This is a genomic window from Dietzia sp. NPDC055343, assembly GCF_053645265.1.
The window spans coordinates 1-12,561 of the sequence record NZ_JBSHMJ010000058.1 but is presented as its reverse complement, the minus strand read 5'-3'; the positions used below and the strand labels follow the sequence as shown (position 1 = coordinate 12,561).

The following is a 12,561-nucleotide window of genomic DNA, read 5'->3' as shown; positions in this document are numbered from 1 at the left end:
GTGCACGGCAACGCCGCCGACGGCATCCACGTGGCCTCGACCGGGGGTGTGTGGTCCGCGCTGGTGAGCGGGTTCGGCGGCATGCGCGACTACGGCGGCGACATCTCATTCGACCCCCGCGTGCCCGCCGAATGGGGCGCGCTGACGTTCCGGCTGACCGTGCGCGGGACACTCGTGAAGGTCTGCGTGACGCACACCGAGATCACGATCACCAACCTCGACGGCGTCGACTTCGACTGCACCGTGCAGGGCAGCCCCGTGCAGGTGCCGGCGGGCGAGACGGTGGTCCTGGGTCTGGATGACCGGGCCCGCGTCTGTCTGTCCCACGCCGAGCCGGCGGGCGAGCAGGCGCCGCTGCCCTGACTCGGCCCTGCCCCTGGCCCCGCGCCTACGCCGGCTCGCTCGGTCCGGCTCGGGCACGGTCCCGGCCCCCGCAGGCTTGCGCACCCGGAGTGCGCCTTTTCCACCCACTTGTGCGCCCTGTTTGCTGCAAACAGGGCGCACAAGTCGGCCTGCGCTGAGTGTGCATGCAGCGAATAGGGCGCGCGAGCCGGCGTCTGGTGCGACTGGCCGGGCCGCTGTCAGCTGGCCGCCTCGAATGCCCGGCGTGCATAGGCCGCACGAACTTGGTGGAGGAGGATGTCGAGCTGGCTGCGGAAGATTCTGGAGTCGAGCACGATGATGATCCACCCGGCAGCCTGTAAGCGATTGCGTCGGACGCGATCTTTCGACTGTTGCAACGGATCGTCGTGGTGAATGCCGTCGTACTCAACGGCGATCTTCGTTCTGCGGTCGGCGAGGTCGAGGCGGTATCCGAGGTCTCGCACTTCGACTTGTGGAATGAACGCGGTGAAGCCGGCATCCCGCAGGAACAGCCGAGTCTCGGTCTCGCGCGGAGACTCGCTCTTGGGATGTGCGTCGTCGAGCACACGGCGCGCGCGGGCGATGCCCCAGGTGCCGCGCCCGCTCTCGACCTCGGCAGCCAACTCGCGCGGTGTGAATCCGCGGCGGTAGAACTTCTCGACGGCCAGGACTCCGGCGAGGTGATCACTGAGTCTGGCGAGGTCCAAGGCGGTGCGGCGACGGCTGGTGAGCCGGACTCCTCGTCGTACCTCGATGGCGGATTCAGGAATGGGATAACGCCGGATCCGGAGCCCGCGCCGTCGTCTGCCGACGGGGCCTACACATAGCTCCGGTACGGCATTGTCGGGCGGAATGATGCCATGCAGCTTCGCGGCTGACCATCCGGTGAGGACCGAGTCCGGATAGAGACGGGAGAACGCGACCGAGAGGCTCTCGAAGTCAGCGGGGTGGTCTGCCGGCAGCCAGAGCTCATCAGCGATCTTGACGAAATCCCGCTCACGGGCATGACGGGACAGTGTTGAGAGCTCGCTCGAGAGTCGGGCTTCGGACAGCACAGGATGGGGAGAGCCCCGGAAGTATGTGGCCATGCGTCGCAGGATGCCCGGCTTCGCCGCGACGCCCGCTCGGTGGAGGTCGGAATGGACGGAAACTGTGGAGAGCGCCGAGCGTGTGGAGAACCTACCGGTGGCGGCAGGCGCCCAGGCGGCGGGGGCCATCGAATGTGTGGGTTCGTCGGCGGTCGCTGCAGGTTACGCGCCCAGAACGCCGCAAACGGGGCGCGTAACCGGGCTGAAAAGGTGCATTCCGGGTGCGCAAGTCGCGGCCCGGCCGGTACGCAAGTCGGGGCCCGGTCGGTACGCGGGCGGCGGGGCGGGTGCGGTCGGTGGACGAGGAGATGCGCTGGGTCAGCGGGGCTTGTCGGGCTGGATGCGCAGGACGTGCAGGGAGGTGGCGAGCCCGTCGTACTGCGCCACCAACTGCACCAGCGCCACCAGCTCCGACGAGTTCAGATGCGAGGACAGACGGGCCCACGTGTCGTCGGCGATGTCCTTGGTCCGCACCAGCTCGTCGACGGCGATCAACACGGTCCGGAGGCGGTCGGTCCACGGGGCGGTGGACGGATCCTCGGTGGTACGGGCGATCTCGTCGTCGTCGAGTCCTACACCCGCCCCGATCCGCTCGTGGTGAGCCCGCTCGTACACGCTGCCCCGCAGATGCGCGATGCGCAGGATCACCAGTTCGGTGGTGCGGCGGTCGAGGATCCCGAACGGCATCATCATCCCCGAGTACGCGAGCCAGGCGGGGAAGAGGCGGCGCGCGTGGCCGAGCGTGGCGAACAGGTGGACGTCGCGCTTGCCCGTGACGAGCGCGCCCAGGCGGTTGACCGCCCAGCCGATCGGGCCGAGTTCGCGGAAGCCCCCGGGGCGGATGCGCGGGGCCGTGCCAGCGCCGCCTGACGCACCGGGGGCGCTGGGTGCCGATGCGCTGGGTTCGCCGGGCGCGCCGGATGCGGAGACGCCAGCGCCGCCGGACGTGCCGGTGGGGCGGGGCGTGGCGGCGCTGGTGTCAGGGGTGTCGCTCGGCTGGCTCATGGCCGCAAGGGTAGGGCAGTCGACGGTGCGGGGGAGCCGGGTTCGTCGAGGAGGTACGGCGACAGCGCCGAGCGGTGGGCGTCCACGGACAGCGTGCGGTTGAGCGGCGGGAAGGCGCGCTGGGGGCAGGCCGGGCGCTCGCACATCCGGCAGCCGGCGCCGATCTTGGTGGCCGCGTCGGCGTCGTTCAGGTCCAGGCCCTGCGCATACACCGTCCGGTGCGCGTGGCGCGCTTCGCAGCCCAGGCCGATCGCGAACGTCTTGCGCGACTGGCCGAAGCGCATCGGTCGGGTGGTGACCGTGCGCGACACCCACAGGTGCATGCGGCCGTCGGTGGTCTCGGCGACCTGCCGCATGATCTTGCCCGGGAACGAGAACGTCTCGTAGATGTTCCACAGCGGGCACGTGCCGCCCGACGTGGTGAAGTGGACGCCGGACGCGGACTGGCGCTTCGACATGTTCCCCGCGCGGTCCACGCGGACGAAACTGAACGGCACGCCCGATGCCCCAGGCCGCTGGAGCGTGGACAGGCGGTGGCAGACCGTCTCGTACCCGGTGGCGTGGAAGGTCATGAGGCGCTCGACGTCGTAGCGGAAGTCCTCCGCCGTATCGAGAAAGCGCTCGTACGGCATGAGGACGGCGGCGGCGAAATAGTTGGCCAGGCCGCGGAGGCCCATGGCGTGCGCGGCCGGGGAGCTGAACGCGCCGTCGGCGACCAACTGGTCGAGCAGATCCCCGTGCTCCAGGAACGCCAGCTCCGAGGCCACGCGGAACGCCTGCTGGCCGGCGGTCAGATGCGCTGACAGGTCGAGGCGCCGCTCCTCGGCGGAGTGCCGATGCCACAGGCCGTCCGGCAGATCGACGCGACGGACCACCCGCACGCCGTGCGTTTCCGACAGCCGGTTCTCGAGTTCGGTACGCACATCGCCGCGGTTCATGCGGATCCGGTTGGTGAGCTCCTCGGCCGCGGTGTCGAGGGAGTCGATGTAGTTCTGCCGCTGGTAGAAGTAGTCGCGCACCTCCTCGTGCGGCATCGCCAGCGCCGAGTTGTCCAGCTCGCCGGCGGGCAGGTTCCGGGCCTCGGTCAGGGCCGCGAGGAGATCCGCCGAGTTGCGGTAGCGCTGGTTGAGGACGGCGAAGGCCCGCGCCAGGGCGGGGTGGGCCTGGACGAGGTCGATCACCTCCGAGGCGGGGATGCCCGAGGAGACCTGGGGGTCGGTGAGCGCCTCGGTCAGCTCGGCGATCAGGCGCGTGTCGGCGTCCGAGGCGAAGAAGGTCGAGTCGACGCCGTAGACCTCCGAGAGGGTGGTGAGGACGCGGGAGGTGACGGGACGGGTGTCCCTCTCGAGTTGATTGAGGTACGACGACGACAAGCCGAGCGACGTGGCGAAGGCGGCCTGCGTCAGGCCCTTCTCCTCTCGCAGACGCCGCAGTCGCGCGCCCATATGTGAGGCCGTCATCGGCTTTCCCCTTCCAGTTCGTGGTGCACCCCACATTCTTCGCAAAGTTTGCAAAAGAGGCAAGGAAACTCGCGGAATTTGCACAAGTCGCAGGTAGACGGGGTGCGGTGGGTGTGGCACTCTTGTGTCGTACAGGATCTCGCAACTCGCAGATATGCGAACTCGAGTCCGCCCCCGAGACAGAAAAGAGTCGCGATGTCGAACATCGGCAAGGCACGTACCGCTGAAGAGATCCAGAAGGATTGGGACACCAACCCCCGCTGGAAGGGCATCACCCGCAACTACACCGCTCAGCAGGTCGCCGATCTGCAGGGCACCGTCGTCGAGGAGCACACCCTCGCCCGCCGCGGCGCGGAGATCCTCTGGGACAAGGTCAACAACAAGGACTTCGTCAACTCCCTCGGCGCCCTCACGGGTAACCAGGCCGTCCAGCAGATCCGTGCCGGCCTCGAGGCCGTGTACCTCTCGGGCTGGCAGGTCGCCGGCGACGCCAACCTCTCGGGCCACACCTACCCGGACCAGTCGCTGTACCCGGCCAACTCGGTCCCGACGGTCGTCCGCCGCATCAACAACGCGCTGCTGCGTGCCGACGAGATCGCCCGCATCGAGGGTGACACCTCGGTCGAGAACTGGCTCGCCCCGATCGTGGCCGACGCCGAGGCCGGCTTCGGTGGCGCCCTGAACGCCTACGAGCTCCAGAAGGCCATGATCGCCGCCGGCGCCGCCGGTGTGCACTGGGAGGACCAGCTCGCGTCGGAGAAGAAGTGCGGCCACCTCGGTGGCAAGGTGCTCATCCCGACCAACCAGCACATCCGGACCCTGACCTCGGCCCGTCTCGCGGCCGACGTCGCCAACGTCCCGTCGGTCATCATCGCGCGCACCGACGCCGAGGCCGCCACGCTCATCACCTCCGATGTGGACGAGCGTGACCGTCCCTTCATCACCGGTGAGCGCACCGCCGAGGGCTTCTACAACGTCAAGAACGGCATCGAGCCCTGCATCGAGCGCGCCAAGGCCTACGCGCCGTTCGCCGACATGATCTGGATGGAGACCGGTACCCCGGATCTCGAGTACGCCAAGAAGTTCGCCGAGGGCGTCAAGGCCGAGTTCCCGGACCAGCTCCTGGCCTACAACTGCTCGCCCTCCTTCAACTGGAAGGCGAACCTGGACGACGAGACCATCGCCAAGTTCCAGAAGGAGCTCGGCGCGATGGGCTTCAAGTTCCAGTTCATCACCCTGGCCGGCTTCCACTCGCTCAACTACGGCATGTTCGATCTGGCCTACGGCTACGCCCGCAACCAGATGACCTCGTTCGTCGAGCTGCAGCAGCGCGAGTTCAAGGCCGCCGAGGAGCGTGGCTTCACCGCCGTCAAGCACCAGCGCGAGGTCGGCGCCGGCTACTTCGACCGCATCGCCACCACGGTCGACCCCAACACGTCCACCGCGGCGCTGAAGGGCTCCACCGAGGAGGGTCAGTTCCACTGACCCCTGGTCGACCCGCACGGGTCGGCGAGCGCCCGACCGCAGCAGGTCGACGCTCACCATGATGTAGATATCACCGGGGGCCGTGGCCGTCTCGACGAGGCGACCGCGGCCCCCGGTGGCGTCAGCGCACCATCCGTTCTCCGCCGCACGCCCGGAGGCCGGCCACACGCCCTCGAGAAGGACGCAGAACCGATGAGCAGCCCCCGCGACGCGACCACCGACAACGGGCGGATCACCCGCGTCGGGGTGGTGGGCGCCGGGCTCATGGGGGCCGGCATCGCCGAGGTGTGCGCGCGGGCGCACGTCGACGTCCTGGTGTGGGAGTCGACCAGGGAGCTGGCCGCGGAGGGCCGCGCGCGGATCCTGGACTCGCTGGACCGCGGTGTCTCGTCGGGCAAGATCACCGAGCGCGAACGCGACCGCGCCGTGCTGCGGCTGCGCCTCACCACCGACCTCGGTGACTTCGAGGACCGCCAGTTGGTGATCGAGGCCGTCGTCGAGGACGAGGCCGTCAAGGCCACCGTGTTCCGCGAACTCGACCGCGTCGTCACGGACCCGCGGGCCGTCCTGGCCTCCAACACCTCCTCCATCCCCATCATGAAGCTCGGGACGTGCACTTCCCGCCCCGAGCGCGTGATCGGCATGCACTTCTTCAACCCGGTGCCCGTGCTCCCGCTCGTCGAGCTGGTGAGCACCCTCGAGACCGGGGACGCGGTCCGCGCCCGCGCCGAGGCGTTCGCCCAACAGGTCCTGGGTAAGCAGGTCGTTCACTCCGCCGACCGCTCCGGGGCCGTGGTCAACGCGCTGCTCGTGCCGTACCTGCTCTCCGCCATCCGCATGGCCGAGTCGGGATTCGCGACGCCCGAGGACATCGACCGCGCCATGGTCCTGGGCTGCGCGCACCCGATGGGTCCGCTCTCCCTGGCCGACCACGTGGGCCTGGACACCGTCAAGGCGATCGCCGACTCGATGTACGCCGAGTTCAAGGAGCCCCTGTACTCGCCGCCGTCGCTGCTGCTGCGGATGGTCGAGGCGGGCAGGCTCGGCAAGAAGGCCGGACACGGCTTCTACCGCTATGACTCCTCGCGGGTGACCGCAGCCGTGGCGCGCTGAGCTGGTGTCGTCGTCGTCATCATGCTCGCGGCACCTCGAGCCGACCCGCGCCTCGAGCGTCCCGGGTTACCCACGCATCGGTCGTCGCCGGGAGCTCAAGCGCGCCCTCGAGCGGTACTGGCACGGTGACGACACCCGCTCCGAGCTGCTCGCCGTGGGGCGCCGGATCCGCGACACCACCTGGCACGACCTGCACGACGCCGGCCTCACCCAACTGCCCGGCAACACCTTCTCCTTCTACGACCACGTCCTCGACGACGCGCTGCTGTTCGGCGCGGTCCCGGCGCGGTTCCGGGACCTGATCGACGGACTGGCCCCGGTCGACACGGTGTTCGCGCTCGCCCGCGGCCGCGCCGACGTCCCGCCGCTCGAGCTGGTGGCGCTGCAGGGCACCGGCTACCACTACCGCCAGCCCGAGTTCTCGGCCGACATGGCGCTCGGGCTGCGGCCCGACGAGTTGCTCGCGGAGATCGGCCGCGCGCGCGAGCTGGGCTATGAGATCCGTCCCGTGGTGACCGGGCCGGTGTCGTTGTTGCTGCTCAGCAAGGTCGAGCCGGGCGCCGCCCCGGGGTTCGAGCCGCTCGACGTGCTGGACCGGCTGCTGGAGCAGTACGAGGCGCTGCTGGGGGTGCTGGCCGGCGCGGGCGTGACGTGCGTGCAGTTCGACGAGCCGTGCATGACGATGGAACGTACCGACGCCGAGATCGACCGCCTGCGCCGCGCCTACGACCGTCTGGCCGCGGTGGCCACGCGCCCGCGGATCCTGGTGACCGGCGCCTACGGCGACCTGGGGGACGCGCTGCCGGCACTGTCCTCAACCGGTGTAGAGGCGGTCGGGCTGGACCTGGTCCACGGACGGCGGTCGACCGCCGAGCTCGCGGCGATCCCCGGACTGCGCGACAAGCGCCTCTACGCCGGGGTCGTCGACGGTCAGAACGTGTGGCGCACAGACAAGTTCGCGACGCTCGACTACCTGCGCGAGCTCAAGACCGTGTTCACCGACCTGGTGGTGACGGCCTCGTGCACCCTCCTTCACGTGCCGTACGACGTGGGCGCGGAGTCGGACCTGCCGGCCGAGTTGGCCGATTCGCTGGCCTTCGCCGACCAGAAGGTCGCCGAGGTGGTCTCGCTCGCCGCCGCGCTCGAGGACGGCCCCACGCCGCGCTGGCGCCCGCTCCCGGTGCTGCCCAGCGCGCGCCGCGAGGATGTGCGCGCGAGAACCTCCGGGGTCGACGACGACGACAAGGCCCGCCTCCCGTATGCGGAACGGGCGGCCCGACAGGCGCAGCGGCTGCAGCTGCCGACACTCCCGACAGCGACGTTGGGCTCGTTTCCCCAGACGGTCCAGATCCGGCGGGCGCGGCTCGATCTGGCGGAGGGGCGCATCGATTTCGAGCGCTACCGCGAGTACCTGCGCGAGGAGATCGCCTCGGTCATCCGACTGCAGGAGGACATCGGGCTCGACGTGCTGGTGCACGGTGAGGTCGAGCGCAACGACATGGTGCAGTACTTCGCCGAACTCCTCGACGGGTTCGCGGCGACCCGGAACGGCTGGGTGCAGTCGTACGGGTCGCGCTGCGTGCGCCCGCCCGTGCTGTACGGAGATGTGGCCCGGCCCGCCCCGATGACGGTCGAGTGGACCGGCTACGCACAGTCGCTCACCGAGCGCCCGGTCAAGGGCGTCCTGACGGGTCCGGTAACGATGCTGGCGCGGTCGTTCTGCCGCACCGACCTGGCGTTGCCGGAGGTGGCCACGCAGCTCGCGCTGGTGATCCGTGACGAGGTGGCGGACCTGGAGGCGGCGGGGACGGCGATCATCCAGGTGGACGAGCCGGCGATCCGCGAGTTGCTGCCGCGGCGCGGCGCGGACCGGCGGGCCTATCTCGACTGGGCGGTGGGCACGTTCCGGCTGGCGACCGCCGGGGCGAAGCCGGAGACGCAGATCCACACGCACCTGAGCTACTCGTCGTTGCGCGTGATGACCGAGGCGATCGAGGAGCTGGACGCCGATGTGACGAACATCGTGGCGACCCGGTCGATCGAGTGGGTGCTCGACGCTCTGCAGGACCACACCCTGACGCGACAGGTGGCGCCGGGCGTCTACGAGTCGCGCTCGGGCTTCGTGCCGGACATCGACCTGCTGCACGAGCGGCTCCTCGAAGGGGTGGCCGCGGTGGGGCTGGAGCGACTGTGGGCCGTGCCCGACGGGGGCCTGAAGAGCCGGTACACCTGGCAGCTGGAGCCGAGTCTGCGGAATCTGGTGGCCGCGACGAGGCGAATCCGGCGGGCGGTTGCCCGGGATACCCGAGGTTCTAATAGGATCACTGTTACAAGTCCCGCGCCTGACGTGCGTGGGATCGGTAGTTGACGAAAGAGGACGACATCATGGCCGGTCAGACCCTCGAGCACACTGGTGCCGCCATCGTCGAGGAGTACTACCCGGAGTACGCGACGACCGTCGCCCCCACCTTCCCGCTGTACTCCACCGAGATCTACCTCGGATCGACCATCCTCCTGCTGAGCATGTGCATGCTGGGCCTGCCGCTCACCGCGTTCGGGTACTACCAGGACAACATGGGTGTCGGGCTCGGCCTGGTGATCGCCGCGGTCGTGGCCACCACCGTCGTGTTCCTCATCGGGCTCGGTACCTGCATGGTCGGCTTCCGTAAGTACGGGCGCGAGGACGCGCACTGACGCTCGAGAAGTCCGTCGCCGCCGAATCGTCCGCCTTCAAGGCGGGTGACCCGGCGGCTGACGCCGAGCGGAGGTCCGCCCTCCGCCGGATGAAGACGGTCGCGACGGGCTTCCTCGTCGTGGCCGGGATCGTCTATCTGGTCGCCGAGTACGCGCTGCACAACGGCGCCGACCCCTGGGTGGGCTATGTACGCGCGGCCGCCGAGGCCGGAATGGTCGGCGGTTTGGCCGACTGGTTCGCCGTCACCGCGCTGTTCCGCCACCCGCTGCGCATCCCCATCCCGCACACCGCGCTGATCCGCAGGAAGAAGGATCAGCTCGGCAGTTCGCTCGGAGAGTTCGTCGGCGAGAACTTCCTCGATCCCGAGATGGTGAGCGAGAAGGTCCGCAGCGCCCACATCCCCGAGCGGGCCGGCGAATGGCTACAGGAACCCGAGCACCGCGCCATGGCCTTCGACCAGGCCGCCAAGGCCATCCGTTCGGTGCTGGCGGTGCTGCGTGACGAGGACGCGGTGGCGATCATCGAGCGCACGATCGTCGCGCGTATCGCCGAGCCGGAGTGGGGCCCGCCCGCCGGCAGGATCCTCGCCGAACTCCTCGATGAGGGGCGGCACCTACCGCTCATGGATCTCATGGCGGATCGGGCGCACGGCTGGGTGGAGGCCCACCCCGAGACGATCGACCGCTGGGTGCGCGAGAAGGCACCCACGTGGGCTCCCCAGTTCGTCAACGAGCTGCTCTCGGACCGCGCCTACCGCGAGCTCAGCGAGTGGACCTGGCAGATCAAGGTCGACAAGCAGCACCCCGTGCGGGTGGCGCTGATCGGGTTCGTGGAGGAGTTCGCCCGCGACCTGCAGCACGACCCGGCCACCATGGCCAAGCTCGAGACCTTCAAGCAGGAGGTCATGAACCGCGACGAGGTCCGCCGCGCCGCGGGATCCGCGTGGGCGGCCGCCAAGCGGATGATCATCGAGGCCACCGAGGACGCCGACTCCACCCTGCGCCTCAAGATCGACGACCTACTGGGCCGCCTCGCCGACATGCTGGTCAACGACGTCAAGGTGCGCGACCGTCTCGACGACTACATGACCCGCACCGCCCGCTACGTGGCGGAGAACTACGCCGGCGAGGTCACCTCGATCATCTCCGAGACGGTCGAGCGCTGGGATGCCGACGAGGCCTCCGACAAGATCGAACTGCTCGCCGGTAAGGACCTGCAGTTCATCCGTATCAACGGCACCGTTGTGGGAGCGCTGGCAGGGCTGGCGATCCACACCGCTACCGAACTCCTCTTCTAGAGATACGGCTTCTCACTTTCGGGCCCACCCCCGCCCGGCCTCCACGGACCTCGTTCTTCCCGCTGTCGCCACCTGTACGTACCGGCTCGTCGCCGCGCGATCCGGTCCCTGACGTGGGGTGTCGCCGGCTGCAGGGGCCCCGGGGCCGGGCGGGCCGGGGGTGGCCTGATGTGAGCAAGCACACGGTTTCATCGATCACATAGCGCTTGCTGCAGTTAGCACTCGTTGTTAGCGTTGGCTCCAGTCGATGACAGACGACGCGCACGAAGGGGGTGTATCCGATGGCCGCACAGCGTGGTCGTAAGCACGAGAAGGCGATCGGATCCGCTTCCGGGCAGGCGGAGGACGCACTCGCCCGCAGGTCCGCCAAGCCCACGGGGGAGTTGCCGCGTGACGGCGCCGGCCCCAGGGGCGAGGGGGGGAAGCGCACGTCCGATTCGCAGGACATCGGGTCGTTCATCCGTGCACAGCGGGAGGCCGCTCAGGTGTCCATCCGGCAGCTCGCAGAGCGTGCCGGCGTCTCCAATCCGTATCTGAGTCAGATCGAACGTGGGCTGCGCAAGCCGTCCGCCGAGGTGCTGGGACAGATCGCCCGAGGGCTGAGGTTGTCCGCCGAGGTGCTGTACGCACAGGCGGGGATCCTCGAACTCAAGCAGGGGAGCCCGGTGAGGGACGCGATCCTCACCGCCCCGGACCTCACCGAACGCCAGAGGGAGGTGCTCGTGGAGATCTACGAGTCGTTCCGAGCGAACAACGCGACCGCAGCCGACCAGGTCGTCGACGTCCCCTGAGGAACGTCGCACGGCGGCCCGCGGGGCCACGAGACCACCGCAGACGAGAACACCCGAACGAGACCACAACCTGTAAGGAGTCGACATGACCGACAAGAAGCCCGCCAAGAAGACCACCGCCGCCAAGAAGACGTCCGGCACCGCCAAGACCGCCCCGGCCAAGTCCGTGGAGAAGGACCCGGCCTTCGACGGCCCGCTCGGCCAGGCCTTCGCCGCCGTGCGTACCCCGGTCTACGCCTACGTCGGCGCCAACGATCTCGCGATCCAGGCCGTGTCCGGCCTGGTCTCCGACCTGCGTCGTCGTGCCGAGGAGGCCGTCGCCGACGCCCAGGCCAAGGTCACCGATGCCCAGTCGCAGATCACCGAGCGCGTCACCGGTGCCCAGGCCAGGGCCACCGAGCGCTTCAACGAGGTGCAGAGCCGCGTCAGCGAGGTCCCGGAGCGCGTCCAGACGCTGCCGACCGAGGTCGAGGAGCTCGTCAACCGCTTCCGTCCGGAGGAGCTGCGCAAGGTCGCGGATGCCTACGTGCAGGTCGCGGCGGGTATCTACGGCGGTCTCGCCGCCCGCGGTGAGGACGTCGTCTCCCGTCTCCGCGAGGAGAACCCGCAGCTCGAGGCCGGTCTCGCGCGCGTCAACGAGCAGGTCTCCCGCGCCGCCGGCGCCGTGGAGGACCAGGTCGAGCTCGGCGAGGAGGCCCTCGGCACCGTGGCCCGGCAGACCCGCTCGATCGGCGTGAAGGCCGCCGGCCGCGTCTCCAAGTCGGCCCGCCAGGCTGCCGAGACCGCCGGTGACGCCGCCGACAAGGCCGCGGACAGGGTCGATGCCGCCGCCTACGCCGCCTCGGACGAGATCCAGAGCGGTGCTGGCAAGGTCGAGGCCCGTACCGCCCCGGCCAAGAAGGCGCCCGCGAAGAAGGCCCCGGCCAAGAAGGCGCCCGCAAAGAAGGCCCCGGCCAAGAAGGCTGCCGCGAATTCGACCGCCGCCAAGCCGGCTGCCACCAAGTCGACCCCGGCCGCCGCCAAGCCGGCTGCCACCAAGTCGACCCAGGCCGCCGCCAAGCCGGCCGCCACCAAGTCGACCCCGGCGGCCGACAAGCCCGCCGCCGCGAAGCCGGCCGCGTCGACCGACAAGGCGTCGGACAAGGCGAACGACGACAAGTGATGCGGCGCGGCTGATCCCGCACGCACCACCCGCCGCCCCGGCCCTGTCTCTTATACAAATTTGACGTTGCCGACGACTTAGGTCGTGTAGATCTCGGTGGTC

11 protein-coding genes are annotated in these 12,561 nt (G+C 69.5%); 8 read left to right on the top strand and 3 right to left on the bottom strand.

The window, feature by feature from the left end; genetic code table 11:
* A partial coding sequence (locus tag ACWIE7_RS17490; RefSeq protein ID WP_454070098.1) for a glycosyl hydrolase family 65 protein occupies positions 1-363 on the top strand: 363 nt, incomplete at its 5' end.
* A 218-nt stretch (positions 364-581) separates the two neighbouring features.
* Here ACWIE7_RS17490 and ACWIE7_RS17485 read toward each other — a convergent pair.
* The 3 genes from ACWIE7_RS17485 to ACWIE7_RS17475 form a co-directional block, all read right to left on the bottom strand.
* Complete coding sequence (locus ACWIE7_RS17485; protein WP_454070097.1) at positions 582-1,451, bottom strand: DUF559 domain-containing protein; 870 nt, start codon at positions 1,449-1,451, stop codon at positions 582-584.
* 318 nt (positions 1,452-1,769) lie between these two features.
* Positions 1,770-2,294 carry a carboxymuconolactone decarboxylase family protein gene (locus tag ACWIE7_RS17480; protein ID WP_454070099.1) on the bottom strand — a complete coding sequence of 175 codons (525 nt, stop codon included), beginning with the start codon at positions 2,292-2,294 and terminating at the stop codon, positions 1,770-1,772.
* A gap of 158 nt (positions 2,295-2,452) precedes the next feature.
* Positions 2,453-3,916, bottom strand: a complete 1,464-nt coding sequence (locus ACWIE7_RS17475; RefSeq protein ID WP_454070096.1) for a short-chain fatty acyl-CoA regulator family protein — start codon at positions 3,914-3,916, stop codon at positions 2,453-2,455.
* Between the two features lie 195 nt (positions 3,917-4,111).
* Here ACWIE7_RS17475 and aceA point away from each other — a divergent pair, with 195 nt between their 5' ends.
* From aceA to ACWIE7_RS17440, 7 genes are all read left to right on the top strand, one after another.
* Positions 4,112-5,401 carry an isocitrate lyase gene (aceA, locus tag ACWIE7_RS17470; protein ID WP_454070095.1) on the top strand — a complete coding sequence of 430 codons (1,290 nt, stop codon included), beginning with the start codon at positions 4,112-4,114 and terminating at the stop codon, positions 5,399-5,401.
* A 192-nt stretch (positions 5,402-5,593) separates the two neighbouring features.
* Positions 5,594-6,514, top strand: coding sequence for a 3-hydroxybutyryl-CoA dehydrogenase (locus tag ACWIE7_RS17465; RefSeq protein ID WP_454070094.1), 921 nt, complete (start codon positions 5,594-5,596; stop codon positions 6,512-6,514).
* A 4-nt stretch (positions 6,515-6,518) separates the two neighbouring features.
* Positions 6,519-8,882, top strand: a complete 2,364-nt coding sequence (gene metE / locus ACWIE7_RS17460; protein ID WP_454070093.1) for a 5-methyltetrahydropteroyltriglutamate--homocysteine S-methyltransferase — start codon at positions 6,519-6,521, stop codon at positions 8,880-8,882.
* A 17-nt stretch (positions 8,883-8,899) separates the two neighbouring features.
* Positions 8,900-9,208 (top strand): hypothetical protein, encoded by a 309-nt coding sequence (locus ACWIE7_RS17455; RefSeq protein ID WP_344993893.1) that lies wholly within the window; start codon positions 8,900-8,902, stop codon positions 9,206-9,208.
* Between the two features lie 89 nt (positions 9,209-9,297).
* Entirely contained in the window at positions 9,298-10,506 is a 1,209-nt protein-coding gene (locus tag ACWIE7_RS17450) for a DUF445 domain-containing protein (RefSeq protein WP_454070092.1), read from the top strand.
* A 281-nt stretch (positions 10,507-10,787) separates the two neighbouring features.
* Positions 10,788-11,297: a helix-turn-helix domain-containing protein gene (locus tag ACWIE7_RS17445; RefSeq protein ID WP_454058629.1), complete on the top strand. Its 510-nt coding sequence runs from the start codon at positions 10,788-10,790 to the stop codon at positions 11,295-11,297.
* Positions 11,298-11,382: 85 nt separating this feature from the next.
* Positions 11,383-12,459 carry a hypothetical protein gene (locus tag ACWIE7_RS17440; RefSeq protein ID WP_454070091.1) on the top strand — a complete coding sequence of 359 codons (1,077 nt, stop codon included), beginning with the start codon at positions 11,383-11,385 and terminating at the stop codon, positions 12,457-12,459.
* Positions 12,460-12,561 lie beyond the last annotated feature (102 nt).

What these genes read in the sequence shown, in the direction of transcription:
- ACWIE7_RS17485 (WP_454070097.1), bottom strand. Translation starts at nt 1,451, where the DNA reads ATGGCCACATACTTCCGGGGCTCTCCCCATCCTGTGCTGTCCGAAGCC.
- ACWIE7_RS17475 (WP_454070096.1), bottom strand. Translation starts at nt 3,916, where the DNA reads ATGACGGCCTCACATATGGGCGCGCGACTGCGGCGTCTGCGAGAGGAG.
- aceA (WP_454070095.1), top strand. Translation starts at nt 4,112, where the DNA reads ATGTCGAACATCGGCAAGGCACGTACCGCTGAAGAGATCCAGAAGGAT.
- ACWIE7_RS17465 (WP_454070094.1), top strand. Translation starts at nt 5,594, where the DNA reads ATGAGCAGCCCCCGCGACGCGACCACCGACAACGGGCGGATCACCCGC.
- ACWIE7_RS17455 (WP_344993893.1), top strand. Translation starts at nt 8,900, where the DNA reads ATGGCCGGTCAGACCCTCGAGCACACTGGTGCCGCCATCGTCGAGGAG.
- ACWIE7_RS17450 (WP_454070092.1), top strand. Translation starts at nt 9,298, where the DNA reads ATGAAGACGGTCGCGACGGGCTTCCTCGTCGTGGCCGGGATCGTCTAT.
- ACWIE7_RS17445 (WP_454058629.1), top strand. Translation starts at nt 10,788, where the DNA reads ATGGCCGCACAGCGTGGTCGTAAGCACGAGAAGGCGATCGGATCCGCT.
- ACWIE7_RS17440 (WP_454070091.1), top strand. Translation starts at nt 11,383, where the DNA reads ATGACCGACAAGAAGCCCGCCAAGAAGACCACCGCCGCCAAGAAGACG.